24 protein-coding genes are annotated in these 22,866 nt (G+C 70.0%); 14 read left to right on the top strand and 10 right to left on the bottom strand.

Annotated features, from left to right (window positions below; genetic code table 11):
* Positions 1-66: 66 nt before the first annotated feature.
* Together mctP and AB0M01_RS01620 are read right to left on the bottom strand one after the other, a co-directional pair.
* The gene (mctP, locus tag AB0M01_RS01625; protein WP_363664908.1) at positions 67-1,716 is read right to left on the bottom strand and encodes a monocarboxylate uptake permease MctP; all 1,650 of its coding nucleotides are present in this window, start codon (positions 1,714-1,716) and stop codon (positions 67-69) included.
* The gene (locus AB0M01_RS01620; protein WP_363664907.1) at positions 1,713-1,976 is read right to left on the bottom strand and encodes a DUF3311 domain-containing protein; all 264 of its coding nucleotides are present in this window, start codon (positions 1,974-1,976) and stop codon (positions 1,713-1,715) included. Before AB0M01_RS01620 ends, mctP begins: the two co-directional genes overlap by 4 nt.
* 85 nt (positions 1,977-2,061) lie before the next feature.
* Here AB0M01_RS01620 and AB0M01_RS01615 point away from each other — a divergent pair, with 85 nt between their 5' ends.
* Complete coding sequence (locus AB0M01_RS01615) at positions 2,062-3,123, top strand: endonuclease/exonuclease/phosphatase family protein (protein WP_363664906.1); 1,062 nt, start codon at positions 2,062-2,064, stop codon at positions 3,121-3,123.
* Here the strand turns inward: AB0M01_RS01615 and AB0M01_RS01610 are convergent.
* The gene (locus tag AB0M01_RS01610) at positions 3,120-4,028 is read right to left on the bottom strand and encodes a DUF2785 domain-containing protein (protein WP_363664905.1); all 909 of its coding nucleotides are present in this window, start codon (positions 4,026-4,028) and stop codon (positions 3,120-3,122) included. The genes AB0M01_RS01615 and AB0M01_RS01610 overlap by 4 nt on opposite strands.
* Positions 4,029-4,125: 97 nt before the next feature.
* Here AB0M01_RS01610 and AB0M01_RS01605 point away from each other — a divergent pair, with 97 nt between their 5' ends.
* On the top strand, positions 4,126-5,601 hold the full coding sequence (locus AB0M01_RS01605; protein WP_363664904.1) for a histidine kinase N-terminal domain-containing protein: 1,476 nt from the start codon (positions 4,126-4,128) through the stop codon (positions 5,599-5,601).
* 139 nt (positions 5,602-5,740) lie between these two features.
* Here AB0M01_RS01605 and AB0M01_RS01600 read toward each other — a convergent pair whose 3' ends face one another.
* Positions 5,741-5,992, bottom strand: a complete 252-nt coding sequence (locus AB0M01_RS01600) for a WhiB family transcriptional regulator (protein ID WP_012922773.1) — start codon at positions 5,990-5,992, stop codon at positions 5,741-5,743.
* Between the two features lie 626 nt (positions 5,993-6,618).
* On the opposite strand from AB0M01_RS01600, the gene AB0M01_RS01595 reads away from it, so the two are divergent.
* Positions 6,619-6,903, top strand: a complete 285-nt coding sequence (locus AB0M01_RS01595) for a hypothetical protein (RefSeq protein WP_363664903.1) — start codon at positions 6,619-6,621, stop codon at positions 6,901-6,903.
* Between the two features lie 6 nt (positions 6,904-6,909).
* On the opposite strand, the gene AB0M01_RS01590 is transcribed toward AB0M01_RS01595, so the two are convergent.
* Both AB0M01_RS01590 and AB0M01_RS01585 read right to left on the bottom strand, forming a co-directional pair.
* The gene (locus AB0M01_RS01590; protein WP_363664901.1) at positions 6,910-7,707 is read right to left on the bottom strand and encodes an RNA polymerase sigma factor SigF; all 798 of its coding nucleotides are present in this window, start codon (positions 7,705-7,707) and stop codon (positions 6,910-6,912) included.
* Positions 7,704-8,096, bottom strand: coding sequence for an anti-sigma regulatory factor (locus AB0M01_RS01585; RefSeq protein WP_363664900.1), 393 nt, complete (start codon positions 8,094-8,096; stop codon positions 7,704-7,706). The genes AB0M01_RS01590 and AB0M01_RS01585 overlap by 4 nt, the downstream gene beginning before the upstream one ends.
* Positions 8,097-8,294: 198 nt before the next feature.
* On the opposite strand from AB0M01_RS01585, the gene AB0M01_RS01580 reads away from it, so the two are divergent.
* Complete coding sequence (locus AB0M01_RS01580; RefSeq protein ID WP_363664899.1) at positions 8,295-9,737, top strand: Gfo/Idh/MocA family oxidoreductase; 1,443 nt, start codon at positions 8,295-8,297, stop codon at positions 9,735-9,737.
* 5 nt (positions 9,738-9,742) lie between these two features.
* Positions 9,743-10,687: an NEW3 domain-containing protein gene (locus AB0M01_RS01575; RefSeq protein ID WP_363664898.1), complete on the top strand. Its 945-nt coding sequence runs from the start codon at positions 9,743-9,745 to the stop codon at positions 10,685-10,687.
* Between the two features lie 51 nt (positions 10,688-10,738).
* Here AB0M01_RS01575 and AB0M01_RS01570 read toward each other — a convergent pair whose 3' ends face one another.
* From AB0M01_RS01570 to AB0M01_RS01560, 3 genes are read right to left on the bottom strand one after another with little or no spacing between them, the layout of a single operon-like run.
* Positions 10,739-11,491 carry an amino acid ABC transporter ATP-binding protein gene (locus AB0M01_RS01570; RefSeq protein ID WP_363664897.1) on the bottom strand — a complete coding sequence of 251 codons (753 nt, stop codon included), beginning with the start codon at positions 11,489-11,491 and terminating at the stop codon, positions 10,739-10,741.
* Entirely contained in the window at positions 11,491-12,312 is an 822-nt protein-coding gene (locus tag AB0M01_RS01565) for an amino acid ABC transporter permease (RefSeq protein WP_363664896.1), read from the bottom strand. The genes AB0M01_RS01570 and AB0M01_RS01565 overlap by 1 nt, the downstream gene beginning before the upstream one ends.
* Positions 12,309-13,154 carry an ABC transporter substrate-binding protein gene (locus AB0M01_RS01560; RefSeq protein ID WP_363664895.1) on the bottom strand — a complete coding sequence of 282 codons (846 nt, stop codon included), beginning with the start codon at positions 13,152-13,154 and terminating at the stop codon, positions 12,309-12,311. The genes AB0M01_RS01565 and AB0M01_RS01560 overlap by 4 nt, the downstream gene beginning before the upstream one ends.
* A 304-nt stretch (positions 13,155-13,458) precedes the next feature.
* On the opposite strand from AB0M01_RS01560, the gene AB0M01_RS01555 reads away from it, so the two are divergent.
* From AB0M01_RS01555 to AB0M01_RS01520, 8 genes are all read left to right on the top strand, one after another.
* Positions 13,459-14,661 (top strand): NADP-dependent malic enzyme, encoded by a 1,203-nt coding sequence (locus AB0M01_RS01555; RefSeq protein WP_363664894.1) that lies wholly within the window; start codon positions 13,459-13,461, stop codon positions 14,659-14,661.
* A gap of 127 nt (positions 14,662-14,788) precedes the next feature.
* Positions 14,789-15,382, top strand: a complete 594-nt coding sequence (locus tag AB0M01_RS01550; protein WP_363664893.1) for a DUF1349 domain-containing protein — start codon at positions 14,789-14,791, stop codon at positions 15,380-15,382.
* A gap of 54 nt (positions 15,383-15,436) precedes the next feature.
* Positions 15,437-16,405 (top strand): zinc-binding dehydrogenase, encoded by a 969-nt coding sequence (locus AB0M01_RS01545; protein ID WP_363664892.1) that lies wholly within the window; start codon positions 15,437-15,439, stop codon positions 16,403-16,405.
* Positions 16,406-16,954, top strand: a complete 549-nt coding sequence (locus AB0M01_RS01540) for a GNAT family N-acetyltransferase (protein WP_363664891.1) — start codon at positions 16,406-16,408, stop codon at positions 16,952-16,954.
* A 63-nt stretch (positions 16,955-17,017) separates the two neighbouring features.
* Positions 17,018-17,893 carry a diiron oxygenase gene (locus tag AB0M01_RS01535; RefSeq protein WP_363664890.1) on the top strand — a complete coding sequence of 292 codons (876 nt, stop codon included), beginning with the start codon at positions 17,018-17,020 and terminating at the stop codon, positions 17,891-17,893.
* Between the two features lies 1 nt (position 17,894).
* The gene (locus AB0M01_RS01530) at positions 17,895-19,070 is read left to right on the top strand and encodes an FAD-dependent oxidoreductase (RefSeq protein ID WP_363664889.1); all 1,176 of its coding nucleotides are present in this window, start codon (positions 17,895-17,897) and stop codon (positions 19,068-19,070) included.
* 60 nt (positions 19,071-19,130) lie between these two features.
* Positions 19,131-20,699 carry a carboxylesterase family protein gene (locus AB0M01_RS01525; RefSeq protein WP_363664888.1) on the top strand — a complete coding sequence of 523 codons (1,569 nt, stop codon included), beginning with the start codon at positions 19,131-19,133 and terminating at the stop codon, positions 20,697-20,699.
* Between the two features lie 136 nt (positions 20,700-20,835).
* Positions 20,836-21,126, top strand: a complete 291-nt coding sequence (locus AB0M01_RS01520; protein WP_363664887.1) for a WhiB family transcriptional regulator — start codon at positions 20,836-20,838, stop codon at positions 21,124-21,126.
* A gap of 2 nt (positions 21,127-21,128) precedes the next feature.
* On the opposite strand, the gene AB0M01_RS01515 is transcribed toward AB0M01_RS01520, so the two are convergent.
* Entirely contained in the window at positions 21,129-22,361 is a 1,233-nt protein-coding gene (locus AB0M01_RS01515; RefSeq protein WP_363664886.1) for a sodium:proton exchanger, read from the bottom strand.
* Positions 22,362-22,475: 114 nt separating this feature from the next.
* On the opposite strand from AB0M01_RS01515, the gene AB0M01_RS01510 reads away from it, so the two are divergent.
* Complete coding sequence (locus AB0M01_RS01510) at positions 22,476-22,829, top strand: metalloregulator ArsR/SmtB family transcription factor (RefSeq protein WP_363664885.1); 354 nt, start codon at positions 22,476-22,478, stop codon at positions 22,827-22,829.
* Positions 22,830-22,866 lie beyond the last annotated feature (37 nt).

Raw genomic sequence — 22,866 nt, 5'->3', positions numbered from 1 at the left:
CATAACCGCAAAGCGTGACGGGCGGTCCCTCCGAGGAGGAACCGCCCGCCGGAAAAGCCAACCAGGTCAGGGTTTCGCGGTCGCGCCACCCTCGTCGAGCAGCTCGTTCAGGTCCTTCACGCCCGGGTCCCCGGCGTCGGCCGTGTAGTCGGTCCGGTGCGTCGAGTCGGTGCCCTCGGCCACCTTCAGCGCCCGCAGCACCACCGTCAGCACCAGCACGACGACCAGGTTCAGCCCGAACGCCGTCAGGCCGATGTAGACCTTGGTGTCGGTGAACGGGATCATCGCCAGCGAACCGCCGAAGTGCTTGCCGGTCGCCGGGTTCACCACGTTGTACGCCGTGATGGTGCCCCAGACCATGCCGACCGCCCAGCCGGCCAGCAGCGCCCAGCGGTGGAACCACCGGGTGAACAGGCCGACCACGATCGCCGGGAAGGTCTGCAGGATCCAGATCCCGCCGAGCAGCTGCAGGTTCAGCGAGATCGTCTTGTCCATCCCGAGCACGAACACCAGCGCGCCGAACTTCACCAGCAGCGAGGCGAGCTTGGAGACCTTGGCCTCCTGCGCGGGCGTCGCATCCGGCTTCAGGAAGTCGCGGTAGATGTTGCGGGTGAACAGGTTCGCCGCCGCGATCGACATGATCGCCGCCGGCACCAGCGCACCGACCGCGATCGCCGCGAACGCGATCCCGGCGAACCAGGCCGGGAACTCCTGGTCGAACAGCCGCGGGATCGCCAGCTGCGGGTTGGCCAGGCCGTCCAGACCCTTGATGTCGACGTTCGCCTTGATCGCCATGAAGCCGAGCAGCGCGAGCAGGCCGAGCAGCAGCGAGTACGCCGGCAGGATCGCCGCGTTGCGGCGTACGACGTTGCGGTTCTTCGTCGACAGCACGGCGGTCACCGAGTGCGGGTACATGAACAGGGCCATCGCCGAACCGAGCGCCAGCGTCCAGTACGACGAGTAGCCGGCCTCGCCCGGGATGAACGCGCCGATCGGCTGCCCGGTGGTCGGCGACGGCGTCTCCATCTTGGTCTGGGCGGCGTCGAAGATGCTGTCCCAGCCGCCGAGCTGGCCCGGCAGGTAGAGGATCGCGGCGCCGATCACCAGGTAGATCAGGCCGTCCTTGACGAACGCGATCATCGCCGGCGCCCGCAGGCCCGAGGAGTACGTGTACGCCGCCAGCACCGCGAACGCGATCAGCAGCGGCAGGTCCTTGGCCAGCAGGTTGTCGCCGCCGAGGCCCATCACCTCGAAGACGGCCTGCATGCCGACCAGCTGCAGCGCGATGTAGGGCATCGTGGCCAGGATGCCGGTCACTGCCACCGCGAGCGACAGTCCCCGGCTTCCGTAGCGGCCACCGACGAAGTCGGCCGGGGTCACGTAGCCGTTGCGGTGCGAGACCGACCACAGCCGGGACATGAACACGAAGATGATCGGGTAAACCACGATCGTGTAGGGCACCGCGAAGAAGCCGCTGATCGCACCCGTCGCGTACATCGCGGCCGGTACCGCGACGAACGTGTACGCCGTGTAGAGGTCGCCACCGAGCAGGAACCAGGTGATGAAGGTGCCGAAGCCCCGCCCACCCAGGCCCCACTCGTCCAGGCTGTCCAGCTCACCGGTCTTGCGCCAGCGGGCCGCCATGAACCCCATCACGGTGACCGCGACGAAGATCACCACGACGATGATCAGCTGGACCCAGTCGACGTGCTTCACCGGTCGCCCTCCTTGACCGCGTCCAGCCCCTCGGCGGCGCGTCGTTTCTTTTCCTCACCGGTCACCAGCCAGTACGAGATGCTCACCGTGATCGCGGAGATGAACACCCAGAGCAGCTGGTACCAGTAGAAGAACGGGAAACCCCACAACCGGGGTTCGTCCTTGGCATAGGTGGAGACCAGGAGAGGAACCACGACTGAGGCCGCCAGCAGAACGCCGGCGATCCAGTACGCGGGTCTCACCGCGGACAGCTTGGACACAGCAACCTCCTCGGGGACACAGGCTGGCGCAACGGTGAACGCTACCGTTCGCTGATGGAACGCGACTAGACGTAAGGGGACACCGATGGACAACGAAACCGCCTGGCGGGTCCGCAGTGTCGTCCTGTCCACCCTGTTCCTGCTGGTCGTTGCCGTACCGCTCTATCCCGAGCTGTTCGGGCTCGACGAGGTGACGCCGTTCCCGCAGCTGGTCGCGTTCCGGCCGCAGCTGCTCGCGCTGGTCCTCGTCCTGGCCCTCCTGATGCTCGTACGCCGAAGCTGGCGGCTCGCCTCGGCCCTGGTCGTGCTGCTGGTGCTGACCGGTGCCGCGCTGACCGCGCCGCGGGCGATCTCCGACCCGGAGCCGCCGGAACCGGGATCGCGCGCACTCACCGTGATGGTCGCGAACGTGCTCGGCGGCGGCGCCGACCCCGAGGAGGTCGGGAAGCTGATCCGTTCCCAGCGGCCCGACCTGGTGTCGTTGCCCGAGGCACAGGTCGACGTCCGCGAGCAGATCCAGCAGCAGCTCAGCGGGCTTGGTTACCACGGGTACACGGTGCAGGCGAACGCCGCACCGGAGAGCGCGACCAGCGTGCTGGTGGCGAGCTCGCTCGGCAAGGTCGCCTTCACCGCCGACACCCTCGACCCGGGCCGGGTGAACGCCGTGGTGCCGAACGGCGCAGCGCCCGAGGGCAAGCCGGCGCTCGACAAGGCGGGCGTCGTCCAGCAGACGACGACCCGGTTCGGGCACATCGTCGTCACCGGCGGGACGCTCGGCAAGCTGCGGCTGATCGCCTACCACGGCTACCCGCCGCTACCGTCCGAGGTGAGCACCTGGAAGCAGGACCTCGTCGTACTGCGGAAGTGGTGTGCGTCCGACGTACCGACGATCGTCGCCGGGGACTTCAACGCGACCAGCGACCACGCGGACTTCCGGGACGCGCTCGGCAAGAACTGCCGCAGCGTCGGCCCGGCCGTGGGGGAGGGGCTGCAGGGGACCTGGCCCGCCGACCGGCCGGTGTTCGCGCGGACGCAGATCGACCACGTCGTGGCCGGCGTCGGAGTGGAACCGAGCCGGTTCAAGACGTACGAGATCGACGGCTCCGACCATCGCGCGGTGATCGCGACGGTCGCCGTACGGCGTTAGCTGCTGCTCGGTGCCGGCCGGTAGATGTACGGCTGGGAAGCGCGGACCGCCTCGGTGACCATCAGCAGCAGATCCGCGCGGGACTCGATCGGGCGGCCGAACAGGTCGTCGTCACCCGGGATCGGGAAGCCCTTCACGCCGATCGCCAACTGGCTGAGCAGCACGTGCAGCACGCCACGGGCGTTGAACACGTTCGGCGTCGGCCACTCCGGCAGCGTCTCGTGCATCATCGGCTGCTGCGCCGCCGTCGCCGCGACCGGCTTCAGCCAGCGCTCCAGCTCGTCGCTGGTCAGCATGTTGCGGTGCAGGATCGTCATCACCGCGTGCGCGACCCGGTCGTGCTCCTCGTGCACCCAGCGGTACTGGGTGTCCTTGACGATCCGGTCCGCCAGTACGTCGAGCAGCGCGCGCAGAACGCCGGCGTCGCAGTGGCGAGAACGCGCCAGCGCGCCGATCGCGTCGGCGCCGTGCGCGACGGTGTGCGCCCAGCCGGAGTCCGGGACGAAGCCGCGCAGGTCCCGCTCACGCAGCAGCCAGGTCGCCAGGCGGTCGCCCCAGCGCATCACGACCTCGTCGTGGACCAGGAACTCGGCGTTGTCGCGGTGGATCACCTCGGCCAGCGTCAGTGCCGTGAACGAGCGCCGGAACACCGTGTCGGTGCCGTCCTCGCCGAGCCCGTAGTTCAGGCCGGCGCAGAGCCCGTCACCGAAACCGGGCAGCAGGTCGTCGTACACCCCGCGCTCGAGCCAGGTGGCCAGCGTCGGGTACGCGAGGGCGTCGCGGATCTGCGGGTTCGTACTGGCCAGGCCCCGGACCAGCTCCTCGGTGAGGTCGCTCAGCCCACGGTCGTGCGGGACCGCATAGTCCGCGGCCATCACGTCCTGCCAGTACGACGTCGACTCCACCAAAACATCCTTTCACTCGAACCGTGGTTCGGCACAGATCAATCAACACCCAATGCGCGAATCTGTCGAGCCGGGTGCTACGACTACGCTCGGGTGGGTGCCCTCCCTGAGCGACGTGGCTCGTAACCACACCACCCTGGACTCCGCCGACCTCGACCGGCTGCAGCTGCTGGTCTCGGACTGGCAGATGCTCGCCGACCTGTCCTTCGCGGACCTGGTGCTCTGGCTGCCCGACACCGAGGGCCTCGGCTTCTGGGCCGGTGCGCAGATGCGGCCGACCACCGGGCCGACGGCGTACCTGGACGACATCGTCGGCAGCTTCATCCCGCGCGACCGGCGGCCGCTGCTCGACCAGGCCTACGACGGCGGCCGGATCTGCCGCGAGGGCGACCCCGAGTGGCGCGACGACGTCCCGGTGCGGGTCGAGACGATCCCGGTCCGGCGCGGCGACCGGGTGATCGCGGTGATCGCCCGCAACACCAACCTGCTCGGCGTCCGGACACCGTCCCGGCTCGAGATCGCCTACCTGCAGAGCGCCACCGACCTGGCCCGGATGATCACCGACGGCATCTTCCCGTACGGCGGGGAGCGGCTGCTGTCCACCACGCCCCGGGTCGGGGACGGGTGCATCCGGGTCGATCGGCACGGAATGGTGACGTTCGCCAGCCCGAATGCGTTGTCGGCGTACCGGCGGATGGGACTGGTCACCGATCTGGTCGGAAGCCGGCTGAAGGACGTCACCGGGGAACTGCTGCACACCGGGCACAAGGTCGACGACGTGCTCGCGTCGGTGCTGACCGGACGGGCCGCCAAGGAGCTCGAGATCGAGAACGCGGACGCGACGCTGTTCCTGCGAGCGATCCCTTTGCGGGCCGCCGGTGAGCATGTGGGTGCGCTGATCCTGCTCCGGGACGTGACCGAGCTGCGGAGCCGGGAGCGGGAGCTGGTCACCAAGGAAGCGACCATCCGGGAGATTCACCATCGTGTGAAGAACAACTTGCAGACCGTCGCCGCGTTACTCCGGATGCAGGGACGGAGGATCACCGTGCCTGAGGGGCAGGCGGCGCTGGCGGAGGCGGTGCGGCGGGTGGGGTCTATTGCGATCGTGCACGAGACGCTGTCGGAGTCGTTCGACGAGCATGTGGACTTCGACGATGTTGCGGATCGGGTGGCGGCGATGGTGGCGGATGTGTCGACTGTTGCTACGGCGGTGTCGATCAGGAGGGCGGGGTCGTTCGGGGTGCTGGACTCCGAAGTGGCGACTCCGCTGGCGATGGTGCTGACGGAGTTGATGCAGAACTCGGTTGAGCACGCGTTCGGGGGGCGTGAGGGGGAGGAGGTCGCGGGGACGATCGAGCTGGAGGCGAATCGGTCTGTGGGGCGGTTGCATGTCGTCATCACGGATGACGGGAAAGGCCTGCCGACAGACTTCGATTCGGAGACCTCGGGGAATCTGGGGTTGTCGATCGTGCGGACGCTGGTGCTGGGGGAGCTGGACGGCACCCTCGAGTTCCACAGCCGACGCGGCGGACCGGGGACGACTGTGGTGCTTGATCTGCCGATCAAAGACTGATTCGTTGGCTGTGAACAACCGTGGGGGACTTCAACTGTTGGTGCGTACCCATGGTTCTTCGCAGCCAGCGTGGGGGCCTGGGGCAACGGGGAAATCAAAAGGCCCCGCGGATCCCGCGGGGCCCCATCGTGTTGCTGCGTCAGGCGGTGCGGATGCGGGCGCGGGCGTTGCGGCGCTTCAGCGCACGACGCTCGTCCTCGCTCAGGCCGCCCCAGACACCGTGGTCCTGGCCGGCTTCCAGTGCCCAGGCCAGGCACTGCTCACGCACGTCGCAACGGCGGCACACCTGCTTGGCCTCCTCGATCTGCATGATCGCGGGCCCGGTGTTGCCGATGGGGAAGAACAGTTCCGGGTCCTCATCGAGGCAAACGGCCCGGTGGCGCCAATCCATGGCGAATCCCATCTCTCTCGGTAGTCGAATGACGCTGAAGGCTGGTCTGTGCCCGATCAGCGTGGAAGTAATCGCACGGGGGTGGTGCGAAGCGTTGTGAACGTTTTCACGAACGACACCATGTTCCCAATCTCGCGCTGGCGAAACAAGGGTTATGGACTTGTCGATCCGATCACAACGCTTCCTTTACGTTTCGAACCGGTGCAGAGCGGACCGCCCCGTCCGTTATCCGAACGCGGGGCCTGAGCTGCGATCACCCGTTCACTGCAAGTAACCGATCGAACAGCCTCGGGGTTACGCAAAACCTGGAATCCCTGTGGGGAAAGGCTCTCCGACCCTTCGCCGCACCTGGGGCAGGGGTGGGCCCAGGTACGTCGTGCCCAGCGCCGGACCGCTCCTCACAGCGGTCCACCGGGGCTTCGAGTTGCCCAGCGACGGACGTTCCGTCGTACTGGCAGGCACACCAGTACGCCCGAACCTCCGCCGCGTAGGCTTGCGGTGTGCCGACCGATTCCTCCACAGCCGCACCGCGTCCGCTCAAGTTAGCCGCGGCTGTGGTCGCTGCGGAAGGGCTCGTGGTCGCCGTTCTCGGATTTGCCGAAGCGTTAACGCTCGACTCCGGACGGTTGGGACTCGGCCTGACCACGACGGTGTTCCTGATCGCGTACGGCGGCGGCCTGCTGCTGATCGCCCGCGGGCTGTTCCGCGCGTCGACGTGGAGCCGCGGGCCGGCGGTCTTCACCCAGCTGATCCAGGTCCTGATGGCCTACAGCTTCTGGGGTGGCTCGACCCGCCCGGTCTCGGTTGTCCTGGCGCTGGCGGCGGTCGGCGTACTGCTCGCGATCTTCCAGAAGGCCTCGACCGAAGCCCTCAAGGACGACCCCACCCGCGACCACCCGCCAGTGCTCTAGAACCCCTTATTCCTTAAGCAAGCCTGCCCTTAGCTCGGTCAGAGTCCGGGCCAGCAGTCGCGACACGTGCATCTGCGAGATGCCGATCTCCTCGGCGATCTGCGACTGCGTCATCCCGCGGAAGAACCGCAGCGTCAGGATCCGCTTCTCGCGGGTGTCGAGCTGGGCCAGCAGCGGCTTCAGGGACTCCCGGTACTCGACGCTCTCCAGCGCCTCGTCCTCGCCGCCGAGCCCGTCCAGCACCGTCGTCGCGTCGGCCTCGTTCTGATCCGGGGCGTCCAGCGACAGCGTGTTGTACGCATTCGCCGACTCCAGTCCTTCGATCACCAGGTCCGGCGCCAGCTCCAGCCGCGTCGACAGCTCCGCCACCGTGGGCGCCCGGCCGAGCTCCTGGGTCAGCTCCGCGGTCGCCGCGGTCAGCGACAGCCGCAGCTCCTGCAGCCGGCGCGGCACCCGGATCGCCCAGCCCTTGTCGCGGAAGTAGCGCTTGATCTCGCCGAGGATCGTCGGCGTCGCGTACGTCGAGAACTCGACGCCGCGCTCCAGGTCGAACCGGTCGACGGCCTTGATCAGCCCGATCGTCGCGACCTGCACCAGGTCGTCGTACGGCTCACCGCGGTTGCGGAACCGGCGGGCCAGGTGCTCGACCAGCGGCATGTGCAGGGAGACCAGCCCGTCCCGGGCCAGGGTGTGCGCGGGGTCGCCGGCCGGCGCGGCCCCGAGGGCGGCGAACAGCTCGGCGGTCCGGGTGCGCAGGTCGGTGCTGGGTTCCTGGGGGTCGCCCAGGGATCTGTCGTCGGTCACGCCTTCTCCGCGGCGGTGGCGGTCGCCGTCACGGTGATGGTCAGCCGGCCGTCGACGGTCTCCGCGGCGGCCGACTCCACCAGCGCGGTCAGCACGGTCCACCCGAACGAGTCGGTGTCCGGCATCCACCCGGCCGGCACGACGGCCGACGTCCGGACGGTCAGCTGCGGCGGAGCGATCGCGAAGACGCACTCCAGCTCCCCGTCGGTGGCCTGCGGGAGCAGCAGCGAGCAGGCCTCGTCGACGGCGATCCGCAGGTCGTCGATCGCGTCGACGGTGAAGTCGTTGCGGGCGGCGAGGTTCCCGACCACCGAGCGCGGTACGGCGATGTAGGCGCTGTCGGCCGGGATGCTGAGGCGAACCTCGGCGGCCTGTCCGGTGTTGCTCACTGCTGCCTCCCTGGCGGGCTGATCTCTGGGCGGGTCGGCCCACACCGCGTACATCTTCCCCGCTGCGGCCCGGCAATGCACAACCGCCCCCGATCGATCTGGGGAACGCTGACGTATTGCGCGTAGATGTTGAGCATGTTGGGATACCGAGCAATATCACGCACTTCTTCTCGCCCCGCCCGACGACAGGAGTTCACCGTGGATCCCACCAGCTCTCGCCGGACCGTGCTCGGCGCCGGAGTCGCCGGCGTCCTGGCCGCCGCCGGCGCCGCCGGACCGGCCGCCGCCTCCAGCACCTCCGCCACAACCAGTACGACGGCCGCCGAGGCGACCGCCGCGGCCCGGCGCCCCGACCAGCGCTCGATGGTCGACGTCCCCTTCGCCGAGCACCAGACCGTCCGGATCGGCCTGATCGGTCTCGGCAACCGCGGCGCCGGCATGCTGACCGGCTGGGCCGCCGTACCCGGCGCGGTCGTCACCGCCGTCTGCGACATCCGCGCCGACCGGGCCAAGTCGGCCGCCGACCGGCTCGTCCAGCTCGGCAAACCGCGCCCGACCGAGTACGGCGGCTCCGCGGCGGCGTACAAGGATCTGGTCCGCAGCAGCGACGTGGACCTCGTCTACATCGCCACGCCCTGGGAGTTCCACTACGAGCAGGGCAAGGCCGCTCTGCTCGGCGGCAAGCACGTCGGGGTCGAGCTGCCGATCGCGACCGAGCTCAAGCAGCTCTGGGACCTGGTCGACACCTCCGAGCGGACCCGCCGGCACCTGTGGCTGATGGAGAACTGCAGCTACGGCCGCAACGAGCTGGCGATGCTGAAGATGGCCCACGAGGGCCTGTTCGGGGAGATCACCAACGGGCACGGCGGCTACCTGCACGACCTGCGGGAGCTGCTGTTCAGCGACACCTACTACACCGACGCGTGGCGGCGGAAGTGGCACACCCGCAGTACGGCGAGCTTCTACGCGATGCACGGCCTGGCCCCGATCGCGGCGGCGATGGACATCAACCGCGGCGACCGGATGACCACGCTGCGCGCCACCGCGACCGCGCCGCGCGGCCTGGCCGACTACCGCGAGCGCAACATCCCGCGCTCGCACCCGTCCTGGAACGAGAAGTACGTCAACGGCGACCTGGTCACCTGCCTGATCGACACCGCCAAGGGACGGGTGATCCGGGCCGAGCACGACGTCAGCTCGCCGCGCCCGTACAGCCGGATCAACAGCCTGGCCGGCAGCCGCGGCATCTTCGAGGACTACGTCCCCGTCGGTAGCACGGGCGGCCGCGTGTACCTGGAGCCCGACCACGGCGGCCACAGCTGGCGCGACTTCGCGCCGTACCGGCAGGAGTTCGACCACTGGCTGTGGAAGAAGATCGGCGACGACGCGGAGAACAACGGCGGCCACGGCGGGATGGACTACGTCCTGCAGTGGCGAATCGTGCAGCAGATGCGCGCCGGGCTGGTGCCCGACATCGACGTGTACGACTCGGCCGCCTGGTGCGCACCGGTGCCACTGAGCGTGGAGTCCCTGAAGCGCGACGGCCGCCCGGTCGACGTACCGGACTTCACCCGCGGCCGCTGGTCGGACCTCCGCCTCGGCCTCGACTCCCGCGAGACCGACATGCCCCCGGTCGGCTGAGCGCGATGAAACTCTTCGCGAAGGTGTGTGCGGTCGCCGTGCTGGCGGCCGGGCTGACTGCTCCGCAAGCGTCCGCGGCCGGGCAGGTCGAGGTCGGGATCTCCACGGTGGACCTGGCCGGGCCGGTGATCGCTAGGGTCAAGGTGACGGTGAAAAACAACACCGCGACCCGGTTGTCGAAGCTGGCGGTCTCGTTCCGGGGGCCGGTCGGGTGGACGGTCGCGCCGGAGGTCCGGACCGTGAAGGACGCGGTCAAGCCGGGCGCTTCGGCGGTGGTCGACTTCCAGATCAGGGTGCCCGCGCCGCGGGCCGGCTTCACGATCCGGACGTTCACCGCGACCGCGTCGTACGCCGGTGGTGAGGCAACCGGAACGAGCTCCCAACGTTCTGGTACGCCGTTGCCGAACCTCGCGGCGGCCTTCAACAACGTCGGGGTCACCAACGAGTCGGCCCCGGCGCCCGGCGACTTCGACGGCGAGGGCAACAGCTTCTCGGCGCAGCGCCTGGCGGCGGCCGGGGTGACGCCAGGCTCGACCGTGAGCGCGCTCGGCGCGACGCTGAAGTGGCCGGATGCCCAGCCGGGCACGAAGGACAACGCGGCCGGCGGCGGTCAGACCGTCCAGTTCGCGGGCCAGGGGCAACGACTCGTGCTGCTCGGCTCCGGCTCCAGTCAGGCCGCGGTCGGCACGGTGACGATCTGGTACGCCGACGGCACGTCGTCCACCGGCTCGTTCGGCTTCCCCAACTGGTCGTTCCAGGACGCCGGCGCGCACGGCGCGACCCAGGTGATCAGCATGCCCGGCCGCAACACCCCGGGCGGCTACGCCAACGCGGAGTACCAGTACCGCGTGTTCGCCAACTCGGTTCCGCTCGACCCGGCCAAGACCGTCGAGCTGATCACGCTGCCGTCGACCGGCAGCCTGCACCTGTTCGCGGCGGCCGTCGCCTGAACGCACGAACGGCCGGTCCCCAGCGCGGGGACCGGCCGTTCGGCGTACCGGTTACGTCGGTTCGACGTGGGTCGGGTTCAGCACCCGGCGCAGGAAGTCCTGCGTACGCGGCTGCTGCGGGTTGCCGATCACGTCGCCGGGTGGGCCCTGCTCGACGATCACGCCGCCGTCCATGAACACCACCCGGTCGGCCACCTCGCGGGCGAAGGCCATCTCGTGGGTGACCACCAGCATCGTCATGCCGTCCAGGGCGAGCTTGCGCATCACCGTCAGGACGTCGCCGACCAGTTCCGGGTCGAGCGCCGAGGTCGGCTCGTCGAACAGCATCAGCGCCGGGTCCATCGACAGCGCCCGGGCGATCGCGACCCGCTGCTGCTGGCCGCCGGACAGCTGCGCCGGGTAGGCGGTCACCTTGTCGTCCAGGCCGACCCGGGACAGGTTGGCCCGGGCGATCTGGTCGGCCTCGGACGCCTTGCGCTTCAGCACGGTCGTCTGCGCGACCGTGCAGTTGGCCAGCACCGACAGGTGCGGGAACAGGTTGAACTGCTGGAACACCATCCCGATCTGCTGCCGGGCGGCGTCCAGGTGGCAGTCCCGGTCGGTGATGTCCTCACCGCGGACGATCACCTGGCCCTCCTGCGGGACCTCGAGCAGGTTGACGCAGCGCAGCAGCGTCGACTTGCCCGAGCCCGACGGGCCGATCACGCAGACCACCTCGCCCTGCTCGACGGTGAAGTCGATTCCGCGCAGGACGTGGTTGCTGCCGAAGGACTTGTGCAGGTTCTTGATTTCGACCAGTGCCATCAGCGGGCCCTCGCAGCCTTGGCTTCGAGCCGGCGGACCAGGATGCCCAGCGGCAGTGTGATGACCAGGTAGCAGAAGCCGCACGTGACCAGCGGGGTCAGGTTGGAGTACGTGTTGGCCAGGTCGCGGCCGAACCCGGTCAGCTCGAAGGCCGAGGCGCTGGTCCCGATGATGAACACCAGCGACGAGTCCTTGACCAGCAGGATCAGGTCGTTGGTCAGCGGCGGCAGCACGATCCGGAACGCCTGCGGCAGCACGATCTTGCGGGTCGCCAGCCCGGCCGGCATGCCGAGCGAGCGGGCCGCCTCCAGCTGGCCCTTCGGGACCGCCTGGATACCGGCCCGGATCACCTCGGCCATGTACGCCGCGGCGACGATGCCGAGCGCGAGCCAGACCACGCCGTACGGGTCGAACGGGATGGTCATCCCCTCGAAGGCCAGCGGCAGCAGGCTGAACGCGATGAACACCACGATCGCCGGCAGGCCCCGGAAGAACTCGATGTACGCCGTCGCGATCCACCGGTACGGGCCCACGCTGGACAGCCGCATCAGCGCCAGCAGCGTGCCGCCGAGCAGCCCGATCACGAACGCGCCGGCGGTGTACTCCAGCGTCTTCACCAGCGCGGTCAGCAGACCGTCGGCGAAGGCCGACTTGATGTACTCGGGCTTGAAGAAGACGCTGGCGATCTGGCCCCAGTCGGCGGCGAACGCCGCGACCAGGACCAGCACCACCAGGACGGCGTACTGGATGTAGCGGGAGCGCTGAGCCCGCTGTCGCGGACTCAGGCCCTTACGGACGACCGTGTCGTTGGGCGCGCTCACTTCTTCGGCTCAACCCCGAACCACTTCTTGTAGATCTCGTTGTACTTGCCGTCGGTCTGGGCGGTCTTCAGCAGCGCGTTGAACTTCTCCACCAGCTTCGGGCCGCTGCCGTCCTTGAGCGCGCCGAAGCCGTACTGCTCGCCGGTGTCGAACTCGGCCGCGACCGCGGTGTCCGGGTTCTCCTTGACGAAGTCGTAGAGCACGCCGTTGTCGTTGATGCCGGCGTCGACGCGGCCGGACTTGACGTTGTTCTCCTGCAGCGCGAGGTCGTTGAACACGACCACCTCGAAGCCGATCTTCTTCGACTGCTCGGTGGCGAAGTCCTTACCGGTGGTGTCGGCCTGGACCCCGACCTTCTTGCCCTTCAGGTCCTCCAGCGACTTGTACGGCGCGTCCTTCTTCACCAGCAGCACCTGGGTGGCGTCCATGTACGGGTCGGTGATGCTGATCGCGGCCTTGCGCGAGTCGGTGATCGTCATCGCGCCCATGCCGACGTCGCACTTCTTGGCCTGGAACGCGGCGCCCGAGGTGACCTGGGCCCACTCGATGTTGACCACTTCCTGCTCCAGCCCGAGGTCCTGGGCCAGCAGGTCGAGCAGATCGACGTCGAACCCGACCACCTTGGTGCCGTCCTTGTACTGGAACGGCTTGTACGGCAGGTGCGTGCAGATGGTCAGCTTGCCCGGCTTGACCAGGGTGATCCCGGCGGCCGCGGCCTTGTCCTCGCTACCACCGCTGCCCGAGTCGTCGCTGCCACAGGCGGTGAGCGCGAGGGCGAGCGCGGCGACCGTGGCGGTGGCGGCCGCAACACGACGTTTACGGAGGGTGGAGACGATGTTCATCGCGAATACTCCTCGACACTGGTTGTGATCGTCCTGCCGGACGTTACCGGTCAGGATTCCCGCATCCTGACACAGCAGGCAGCGCGCTGTCGGCCGGTAACCGGGGCCGAGACTCGATCGTCACCGCGCCGTTGCCGTGTGGGGGGCCTCACAGATCAGACCAGTGCGGCCTGTGGTTTACTCGTTGCGACGGGTGACCCCCTGGCCACGGCGGTGTTCGACGCACCCTTTCCGAACCGCCACTTGTTGATCACGCTCCGCTCACGCCTGCCCGCTGTCCGCCGGGCTGATGAAGGGTCTCCTGATGGTTGCCGAAGCCGTTCCGTCCGAAACTCCCGCCACCGACCGGTACGCCGGTGACCCGGTCTTCGAGCTGCACCGCGGCGGCAAGATCGAGGTCACGTCGTCGATCCAGGTCCGCGACGCCGACGACCTGTCGATGGCCTACACGCCGGGCGTGGCGCGGGTCTGCACCGCGATCGCCGAGGAGCCGGCGCTGGTCCGCACCTACACCTGGAAGTCGAACGTGGTCGCCGTGGTGACCGACGGCACCGCCGTCCTGGGCCTGGGCGACATCGGACCGGCCGCGGCGCTGCCGGTGATGGAGGGCAAGGCGCTGCTGTTCAAGGAGTTCGGCGGCGTCGACTCGGTGCCGATCGCGCTCGACTGCACCGACGTCGACGAGTTCGTCGACACGGTCGCCCGGATGGCGCCGACGTTCGGCGGCATCAACCTGGAGGACATCTCCGCCCCGCGCTGCTTCGAGATCGAGCGCCGGCTGAAGGAACGGCTGGACATCCCGGTCTTCCACGACGACCAGCACGGTACGGCGGTCGTCGTACTGGCTGCGCTGCGGAACGCGCTGCGGGTCACCGGGAAGTCGATCTCGGAAATCCGCGTGGTGATCTCCGGGGCCGGTGCTGCCGGGGTCGCGTGTGCGCGCATCCTGCTGCAGGCCGGCGTCGGTGACCTCGCGGTGGTCGACAGCAAGGGCGTCCTGCACGAGGACCGCGCCGACCTGTCGCCGGTCAAGCTGTCGCTGGCCCGCGACACGAACACCGCCCAGCTCTCCGGCCGCCTGGCCGACGCCCTGGACGGTGCCGACGTGTTCGTGGGCGTCTCCGGCGGGACCGTCCCCGAGGACGCGCTGGCCCGGATGGCGCCGGGCGCGATGATCTTCGCCCTGGCCAACCCGAACCCCGAGGTTCACCCCGACCTCGCGCACCGCTACGCCGCTGTCGTCGCCACGGGTCGTTCGGACTTCCCGAACCAGATCAACAACGTGCTGGCCTTCCCCGGGATCTTCCGCGGCGCCTTCGACGCGGGCGCCACGCGGATCACCGAGGGCATGAAGCTGGCCGCGGCCGAGGCACTGGCGGACCTCATCGCGCCGGAGGATCTGCGCGCGGACTACATCATCCCGTCGCCGTTCGACGAGCGCGTGGCACCGGCCGTCGCGAAGGCGGTCGCCGAAGCGGCTCAGCGCGAAGGCGTCGCCCGCAGCTGACGCGGGCAGCGCACATCCCGCGCCGCCGCCGCGGGCGGAGCCCGCTGGCGTTCGGGGGCGCGCCGCTCCTACCTCTCCATCTGTTTCCACCCGCCGCCGGTTCTTCACTCGATATAGGGTCTACCGGGTGGAGAACCGGCGTGCGATCGAGTGGTCCGAGGCTGCCTGGCTGAACGCGCCCGAGGGCGTGCTTGCTGATGGCAACGACCTGGTGGTGTCGGCGCGGGAGGGCAGCGACTTCTGGCGGACGACCAGCTACGGGTTCGTGCACGACGACGGGCACGCGCTGCTGACCGAGTTCCCGCCGGACACGGCGATCGAGGTCGGCTTCGTCGCCGCGTTCGAGGAGCTGTACGACCAGGCCGGGATCCTGGTCCGGGTGGACGAGGAGAACTGGATCAAGGCCGGCGTCGAGTTCACCGACGGCGCTCCTCAGCTGGGCGCCGTGGTGACCCGCGGGGTCTCCGACTGGTCGATGGCGCCGGTCGCCGAGTGGGCCGGGCGTGAGGTGACGATCCGCGTGAGCCGCTCGGGTGACGCGGTGACCGTCCGGGCGCGCGTCGACGACGAGCCGTGGCGCATGGTCCGCGTCGCGCCGCTCGACCCGGACGCCGAGGCTGCGGCGGGTCCGATGTGCTGCGCGCCGACGCGTAGCGGGCTGAAGGTGCGCTTCACGTCGTACGCCGTGACGACCGCGGACAGCGCGCTGCACGCCGACTGAGCCGCGGTGACCTTGCTAACTGACGGCGTGCGGACCAGCGCCTAGGGTGGGCTCATGCTTGCTGCCTATGCCGCCAAGTTCAACGCCGACGACCCGGTGTCCGCGCTCGAGGTGGGGGAGCGGCCGGAGCCGGTGGCGCAGGACGGGTGGGTGACGGTCGACGTGAAGGCGTCGGCGCTGAACCACCACGACCTGTGGTCGCTGAAGGGGGTCGGGCTGGCGGAGAAGAGTCTGCCGATGATCCTCGGGTGCGACGCGGCAGGGATCGACCAGGACGGCAACGAGGTCGTCGTGCACGCGGTGATCTCCGACCCGGCCTGGAAGGGTGACGAGACGCTCGACCCGAAGCGGTCGCTGCTGAGCGAGCGGTACCAGGGGACGCTGGCGGAGCAGGTCGTCGTCCCGGCGCACAACGTCGTACCGAAGCCGGCCGGGTTGAGTTTCGAGCAGGCTGCTTGTCTGCCGACGGCCTGGCTGACGGCGTACCGGATGCTTTTCACGCAGTCGGGGCTGAAGCCGGGCGACACCGTGCTCGTGCAGGGTGCGGGCGGTGGCGTCGCGACCTCGCTGATCACGCTGGCGCGCGCGGCCGGGATCCGGGTGTGGGCGACGAGCCGGGACGAGAGCAAGCGCGCGAAGGCGCTGGAGATCGGCGCGCACGACGTGTTCGAGTCGGGCGCGCGGCTGCCCGAGCGGGTGGACGCGGTGATGGAGACCGTCGGTGAGGCGACCTGGTCGCACTCGCTGAAGTCGCTGAAGCAGGGCGGCACGGTGGTCATCTCGGGCGCGACGTCGGGGCAGGCGCCGAAGTCGGCCGAGCTGAACCGGATCTTCTTCCTTCAGCTGCGGATCCAGGGCTCGACGATGGGCACCCGGCAGGAGCTCGCTGAGCTGGTGCAGTTCATGGCCAACGCCGGGATCTCGCCGCACATCGACACGACGCTGCCGCTGGCCGACGCCCGGACCGGCTTCGCGAAGATGAACGAGGGCGACGTGTTCGGCAAGATCGTCTTCACCGTCTAGATGAGCACGGCGAGCTTCTCGCGCGCTGATGCGGCGCGGGTCGAGATCCGCCGGGCTGAGGTCGGCGACGCCGAGGCCGGCGCGTGGTGTCACCTGCTGTGCTGGCAGGAGGCGTATGCCGGGCTGCTGGACCCTGAGCGGTTGCGGGAGAAGACCGACCCGGCGGGGATCGGGCGGCGGACCGAGCGCTGGGTCGGTGCGATCGAGGCGGGCGTCGTCCGTTGGCTGGCCTTCAACCCGGGCCAGGACGTGCCGATTCAGGACCGGGTGATCGGGTTCTCGTCGCCAGGTCCGGGCCGCGATCCCAACGCCCCGACGCCGCTGGAGCTGTACTCCGTGTACGCCCGGCAGGCCTGGTGGGGCAGCGGCCTCGGGCAGCGGCTGCTCGACGTCGCGATCGGACGGGAGGCGGCGAGCCTCTGGCTGCTCGAGGGCAACGATCGCGCGCTGGCCTTCTACCGGCGGAACGGGTTCGCCGAGGACGGTGCGCGCGAGGACGAGGAGTTCTTCGGCGTCCCCGAGATCCGGATGGTCCGGCCCGCGCAGTAGCCCTTGCCTAATAAGCCAATCAGCATGTTACATTGAGGATGTAACGATGCCGGGAGGTGCTTCATGCACGACACGGACGACACCGCACGACGCCTGCTCGCCTCGGCGGCGCAGCTGTCCCGCGATCCGGAGACCGAGATCGACTGGGACGCGCCGGTCGGCGACGACTACGGCCTGAGCCCGGAGTGGAGCACGCTCTACGCGACGCCGTACTGGGACGAGCTGAGCGAGGCGCAGCGCCGCGAGCTGACCAGGCACGAGGCGGCCTCGGTCGCCTCGACCGGGATCTGGTTCGAGCTGATCCTGCAGCAGATGATCCTGCGCGACGTGTACGACGAGAGCCCGGCGAGTGCCGAGTTCCAGTGGGCGCTGACCGAGATCGCCGACGAGTGCCGGCACTCGATCATGTTCGCGAAGGCGTGCAGCCGGATGGTCGACACGCACTACCGGCCGGGGCTGCTCGCGCGCGAGCTCGGGCGCGGGTTCAAGACCGTCGCGACCGGCGCCACGGCGTACGCCGCGATCCTGGTCGCCGAGGAGGTCCTCGACGTGATGCAGCGCGACTGGATGCGGGACCGCCGGGTCGCGCCGCTGGTCCGCACGGTGAACCACATCCACGTGGTCGAGGAGTCGCGGCACATGGTGTTCGCGCGGGAGGAGACCCGGGAGCGGATCGCCGCGGCCGGGCCGGTCCGGCGCTGGATCAGTGCCCTGGTGATCGCGCTCGCGGCGGACATGATCGTCAGCAGCATGGTCAGCCCCGCGGTGTACCGGAACGTGGGCCTCGATGTCGGGAAAGCTGTCACGCTGGCCCGCGGCAACCAGCACCACCGGTCGCTGCTGCGGACGAGCTGCTCGAACTTGATGGACTTCCTGGCCGAGGTCGGTCTGCTGACGCCGGCCGCGCGGCGGGTGTACCGACGCACTGGGCTGCTCTGAGATGACGTACGCGATCAGCGGCGAGTGCTGCTCGGACGCGAGCTGCGTCGCGGTCTGCCCGATGAACTGCATCCACCCGTCGCCGGGGGAGCCGGGCTTCGGCACCACCGACGGCCTGTACGTCGACCCGCGGGCCTGCATCGACTGCGGGGCCTGCGCCGACATCTGCCCGGTCGACGCCGCTAAGCCCGCGGACCGCTCGGCGCCGGTTGACGTCCAGCTGAACGCGTCGTACTACCGCGAACGCCCGCCGCTCGACGGGCTCGACCTCGACACCTGGGAGCCGCCGCGCTTCGACCCCTGGTCGGACGGGCCGCGCCGGGTCGCGGTGGTCGGCGCCGGGCCGGCCGGGATGTACGCGACGCGAGAGCTGCTGCAGCGCAGTACGGCGGAGATCACCCTGTTCGATCGCCTGCCAGTGGTCGGTGGGCTCGCGCGGTACGGCGTCGCGCCCGATCACCCGCTGACGAAGCAGATCGTCGAGACCTTCGAGCGGATCGCCGCACATCCGCGGGTGCACTGGCGTCCCGGTACGTCGGTGACGGTGGCCGAGCTCGAGGGCCGGTACGACGCGGTCGTGCACGCGTCGGGGGCGTCCGAGAGCCGGCGGCTCGGCCTCCCGGGCGAGCTGACCGCGGACGAGATCGTTGCCTGGTACAACGGCCGCCCGGGCGCCCGGCGGCCGGAACTGAGGGGGCCCCGGGCAATCGTCGTCGGCAACGGCAACGTCGCCCTCGACCTCGCGCGCCTGCTGCCCACCCTCCCCGGGACCGGCATCACCGAGGTGCTGGTCCTGGGCCGCCGGGGACCAGAAGCTGCCGCCTACACCGCTTCGGCGTACCGGGAAGTCGAAGGCCGGAACGAGATCGCCTTCCGGTACGGCGTGACCCCGGCCGGCTGGGACGAGCACGGCCTGACCACCGCCGACGGCGAACTGATCTCCGCCGGCACCCTCGTCTCGGCGATCGGCTTCACCGGGCGACCGATCGAAGGGCTGCCCTTCGACGAGACGCTGGGCATCGTGCCGAACGTCGGCGGCGCGGTTATCGGCCGGCCCGGGCACTTCGTCGCCGGCTGGATCAAGCGCAGCGCCCGCGGCGGGATCGGCGTGAACAAGGCCTGCGCGCAGGAGACCGTGCGCACCCTGCTGACCGTCGGCGTACCGCAGCCGGCGTAGCGCGGGATACCGCTGCTGGGCGATGCCTCGACCCAGCGAGGCTCGGCACCATCGGCTGGTATGAAACCACTCCGAAGAACCGCGGCAGCACTGCTGTGCCTGACCGTTCTCACAACGATTGCCCGGCCCGCGGAGGCCGCCACCGAGCTGGTCCGGATCGACACCGGACTGCTCCACGGCCGAACGACGTCGACCGGCCTCCAGGTCTTCGAGGGCATCCCGTACGCCGCCCCGCCGACCGGCGCCGGGCGCTGGTCCGCGCCCCGCCCACCCACGCCCTGGTCCGGCGTTCGCGACGCGACGCGGCCCGGCCCGATCTGTCCCCAAGCCGGATGGTCGGCCGGCGGCCCGACCGTCGACGGCGCCGAGGACTGCCTGACACTCAACGTCTGGACCCCGCCACGGGCCGAGCTGCGCGGTGGCGCGCCGGTGCTGCTCTTCCTGCACGGCGGCGGGTTCACCAGCGGCGCCGGGTCGCTGTACGACCCCTCCGAAATGGTTGCTCGGGGCAACATCGTGGTGACGGTCAACTACCGTCTCGGCGCGCTCGGGTTCCTCCGCTACCCGGGGATGCGCGACCCCGCCGCCGGGAACTTCGGGCTGGCCGACCAGCAGCAGGCGCTGCGCTGGGTCCAGCGCAACGCGCGCGCCTTCGGCGGTGACCCGCGCCGGGTGACGCTCTGGGGTGAGTCCGCCGGTGCGTTCAGCGTGTGCGCGCAGCTCGTCTCCCCGCAGGCGCGCGGGCTGTTCGCGCGGGCGATCGTGCAGAGTGCGCCGTGCGTGAACGGCCTGCTGCCGGCGCCGACCGCGGAGGCCCGGGCAGTGCAGACCGCGGCCGGGATCGGCTGCTCCGATCCGCGGACCGCCATGGACTGTTTGCGGGCCAAGCCGTTCGAGCAGCTCACCGGGCTGGGCGACGACAGTAGCCTGGACCGCCGGACCACCGACCGGTCCTGGCTGCCCACAGTCGGCACCAGGCTGCTGCCGCTCCAGCCGCGGGTGGCGCACCTGGTCGGGCTTGCGGCCGCCGTACCGGTTCTGCAGGGCGGCACCAAGGACGAGATGCGGTCCTTCGTCGGCAGCCGGTACGACGAAGCGGGTCGGCCGGTCACCGCCGAGCAGTACCCCGGGATCGTCCGCGACCTGTACGGCGACGCCACCGCGAAGGTCCTTGCCGCCTACCCGGCGGCGGCGTATCCGACGCCGAGCCTCGCCCTCGCGCAGGTGCTGACCGATGAAGGACTCCTGCTCGGCGCCTGCTCGCAGCTGCGGGCGAACGACCTGATGCGCCGGCGTGCGCCGGTCTACGCGTACGAGTTCGCCGAACCGCGTACGCCGCGGCCGGGGGAGTTCCCGTACGGCGCGCACCACGGCGTCGAGATGCCGTACTTCTTCGCCAGCACCAACCCCGGTCCGTGGCAGCCGCCGCCGCTCACCCCCGCGCAGCGCGAGCTGTCCGGACGGCTGCTCGACCAGTGGTCGGCGTTCGCCCGCGGCGGCGATCCCGGCTGGGCGCCGTACCGGCGCGACCTGGTCCGGTCGGTCAGCGTCGCATCGACCGGTCCGGTGAACCTGCGCGGTACGCACCGCTGCGACCTGTGGGACGAGGTGTCAGCGGCACCGATGTGACACCGTGCGGCGCTGACGTTTCACGTTGGAAACATCGGCGTCGCACCGGGGCAACGAGCCGGGCGCAAGCTGATCGGGTCCGCGGGAAACCCCCGCGGACCCGATCCGCCCGATCGGACGACGAGCAGGAGTGCCCATGAGGCCGACCTTGACGGTGATCGCCGATCCCGCCGACCGCTGGATGTCGAAGGCCGCGTGCGTCGGCATGTCCCCGGCGTACGACGAGACCGCGCCGCAGTGGGAGCAGCGCAAGGCGCAAGCCGTCTGCCTGACCGCCTGCCCGGTTCTCGAGGACTGCCGGGCCTGGGCTCGCCGGACCAAGTTCACCGGTACGGCGGCCGGTGAGAAGTTCCTGGACGGTCGCCGCCGGGGCCGGCCCGGGCCGAGCGAGCGCCGCCGCCCGCCGGAGCAGCAGCAGGCCAGCTGACGTCAGACCCCGACCAGCTCGTCCGTGCGCTCGTCGGTGGTCTTCTGCGTACGCCGGAACGGGTCGGTGAGGACCGGAATGATCTCGCGGCGGTGGTGGATGAACGCGCCGATCGCCAGGACGGCGTACACGCCCGAGATCACGTACCGCCCGGTCTGGCCCGGTACGGCGAACTGCACGGCGAAGAGCGCGAGCAGCGTCCAGGCCGCCCAGCGGGGGAAGCGCAGTGCCAGCAGGATCGCGATGCCCAGCATCGTCTGCGTTGCCGTCAGCAAGAACTCCTCGACCTGCCGCCCGTCCAGCTGGAGCGCGGCGGGGCCGCCACCCAGGCCGTAGGCGATCGGGAGGCTGCCGATCAGCAGGGTCCACTGGTTCACCTTGGCGGAGATCAGCAGGCCGAGGGCCGCGGCGCCCTTGCCGCGCCAGGCGAACAGGAGCGCGACGATGAACTCCGGGGCCTCGGAGGCCAGCGGCGCGAGCCACTGGACCAGGAGGAACTGGTCGATGCCCAGCGCGTGCCCGCCCTCGACCAGCGAGTCGGCGAACGGTTCGGCCGAGAACAGGATGATCGTCGCCGCCGCCACGAACATGGTGACGACCGTGATCCGGCGCTGCACCTTCGGCAGGCCGCCGATCCGCGCGGCCGGGCCGACCAGGTCGGGCTCGTCGCCGTGCTCGCTGGCGGCGGCGCGCCACAGGTAGTAGGCGAAGAAGGCGAGCAGCGCGATGCCGAGCAGGAGGTGGATCTGGCCGGTCAGCGGGATAATGAACGCGACCACGCCCGCGATCAGGAGGAAGCCGAGCTCGCGCTTGTAGCCCGAGTCGAGCACGAGGGCCTTGACGGTCCGCCCGCTGCGCTTGCTGGCGACGTACAGGCTGACCAGGACGACGCTGGACCAGCCGAGGCCGAGCAGGAGCCGGTTCGAGCCGGTCATGTTGGCGGCGGCGTACTGCACGTACTCCGGGTTGCTGCCGGCGGTGTGGGCGAAGTAGAGGTCCACCGCGTACTCCGGGAGGACGGCGATCACCGCGAGCAGCGCGATCGCGAGCCCGCCGGAGATGTCCATCTCGGCGGCCTCCGCGGCCCAGGCCAGCACGAACGACGCGGCGACGACGCCGAGGCCGAAGACCAGGATGCCGAGCGGGGCGAACGGGTGGGTGCCGGTGAGCCGCAGGACGACCGCTGGGATCGCCACGGCGAGGAGGAGCAGTACGGGGCGGAAAGCTCTTGCCATGCCTCCAGGCTGCCATCGTTTCGATACTTTCGCAATTGCGAAAGTGTGAGACCGTGCTCACCCTCGGCCTGCCGACTCCCCAGGACCCGCTCGACCGGTCACAATGACCGCGAGATGACGACCTTCCCCGAACCGACGAAGGCGCAGCTGGAGTCCGCCGCCGGCACCTTCGCGATGCTGTCCGCCCCCGTCCGGCTGCATCTGGTCTCACTGGCCGCCCAGGGCGAGTACGACGTCGGCACCCTCGCCGACCGCGTCGGCGTCAGCATCGCCACCGCCAGCCAGCACCTCGGCAAACTCCGCCTGGCCGGCATCATCACCGCCCGCCGCGAGGGCCGCCGCCACATCTACACCGTCGACGACCCGCACGTGCTGAACCTGGTCGACCAGATCTTCGAACACATCGCCCCGGACGGCTCGCTCGCGCCCGACCCGCCGCGGAGAACCCGGCCACCGCACGCCGACTGAGTCCACAGAGTGGATTGCCGGCGCCGCCGGGAATAGC

The organism is Kribbella sp. NPDC051770 (assembly GCF_040681455.1).
Taxonomy (GTDB): domain Bacteria; phylum Actinomycetota; class Actinomycetes; order Propionibacteriales; family Kribbellaceae; genus Kribbella.
This window is presented reverse-complemented; position numbering and strand designations above follow the sequence as displayed.

Excerpts from the sequence above, each read along its gene's own strand:
- AB0M01_RS01615 (WP_363664906.1), top strand. The coding sequence starts at position 2,062 with ATGGACAACGAAACCGCCTGGCGGGTCCGCAGTGTCGTCCTGTCCACC.
- AB0M01_RS01600 (WP_012922773.1), bottom strand. The coding sequence starts at position 5,992 with ATGGATTGGCGCCACCGGGCCGTTTGCCTCGATGAGGACCCGGAACTG.
- AB0M01_RS01575 (WP_363664898.1), top strand. The coding sequence starts at position 9,743 with ATGAAACTCTTCGCGAAGGTGTGTGCGGTCGCCGTGCTGGCGGCCGGG.
- AB0M01_RS01570 (WP_363664897.1), bottom strand. The coding sequence starts at position 11,491 with ATGGCACTGGTCGAAATCAAGAACCTGCACAAGTCCTTCGGCAGCAAC.
- AB0M01_RS01560 (WP_363664895.1), bottom strand. The coding sequence starts at position 13,154 with ATGAACATCGTCTCCACCCTCCGTAAACGTCGTGTTGCGGCCGCCACC.
- AB0M01_RS01555 (WP_363664894.1), top strand. The coding sequence starts at position 13,459 with ATGGTTGCCGAAGCCGTTCCGTCCGAAACTCCCGCCACCGACCGGTAC.
- AB0M01_RS01545 (WP_363664892.1), top strand. The coding sequence starts at position 15,437 with ATGCTTGCTGCCTATGCCGCCAAGTTCAACGCCGACGACCCGGTGTCC.
- AB0M01_RS01540 (WP_363664891.1), top strand. The coding sequence starts at position 16,406 with ATGAGCACGGCGAGCTTCTCGCGCGCTGATGCGGCGCGGGTCGAGATC.
- AB0M01_RS01535 (WP_363664890.1), top strand. The coding sequence starts at position 17,018 with ATGCACGACACGGACGACACCGCACGACGCCTGCTCGCCTCGGCGGCG.
- AB0M01_RS01530 (WP_363664889.1), top strand. The coding sequence starts at position 17,895 with ATGACGTACGCGATCAGCGGCGAGTGCTGCTCGGACGCGAGCTGCGTC.
- AB0M01_RS01525 (WP_363664888.1), top strand. The coding sequence starts at position 19,131 with ATGAAACCACTCCGAAGAACCGCGGCAGCACTGCTGTGCCTGACCGTT.
- AB0M01_RS01520 (WP_363664887.1), top strand. The coding sequence starts at position 20,836 with ATGAGGCCGACCTTGACGGTGATCGCCGATCCCGCCGACCGCTGGATG.
- AB0M01_RS01515 (WP_363664886.1), bottom strand. The coding sequence starts at position 22,361 with ATGGCAAGAGCTTTCCGCCCCGTACTGCTCCTCCTCGCCGTGGCGATC.
- AB0M01_RS01510 (WP_363664885.1), top strand. The coding sequence starts at position 22,476 with ATGACGACCTTCCCCGAACCGACGAAGGCGCAGCTGGAGTCCGCCGCC.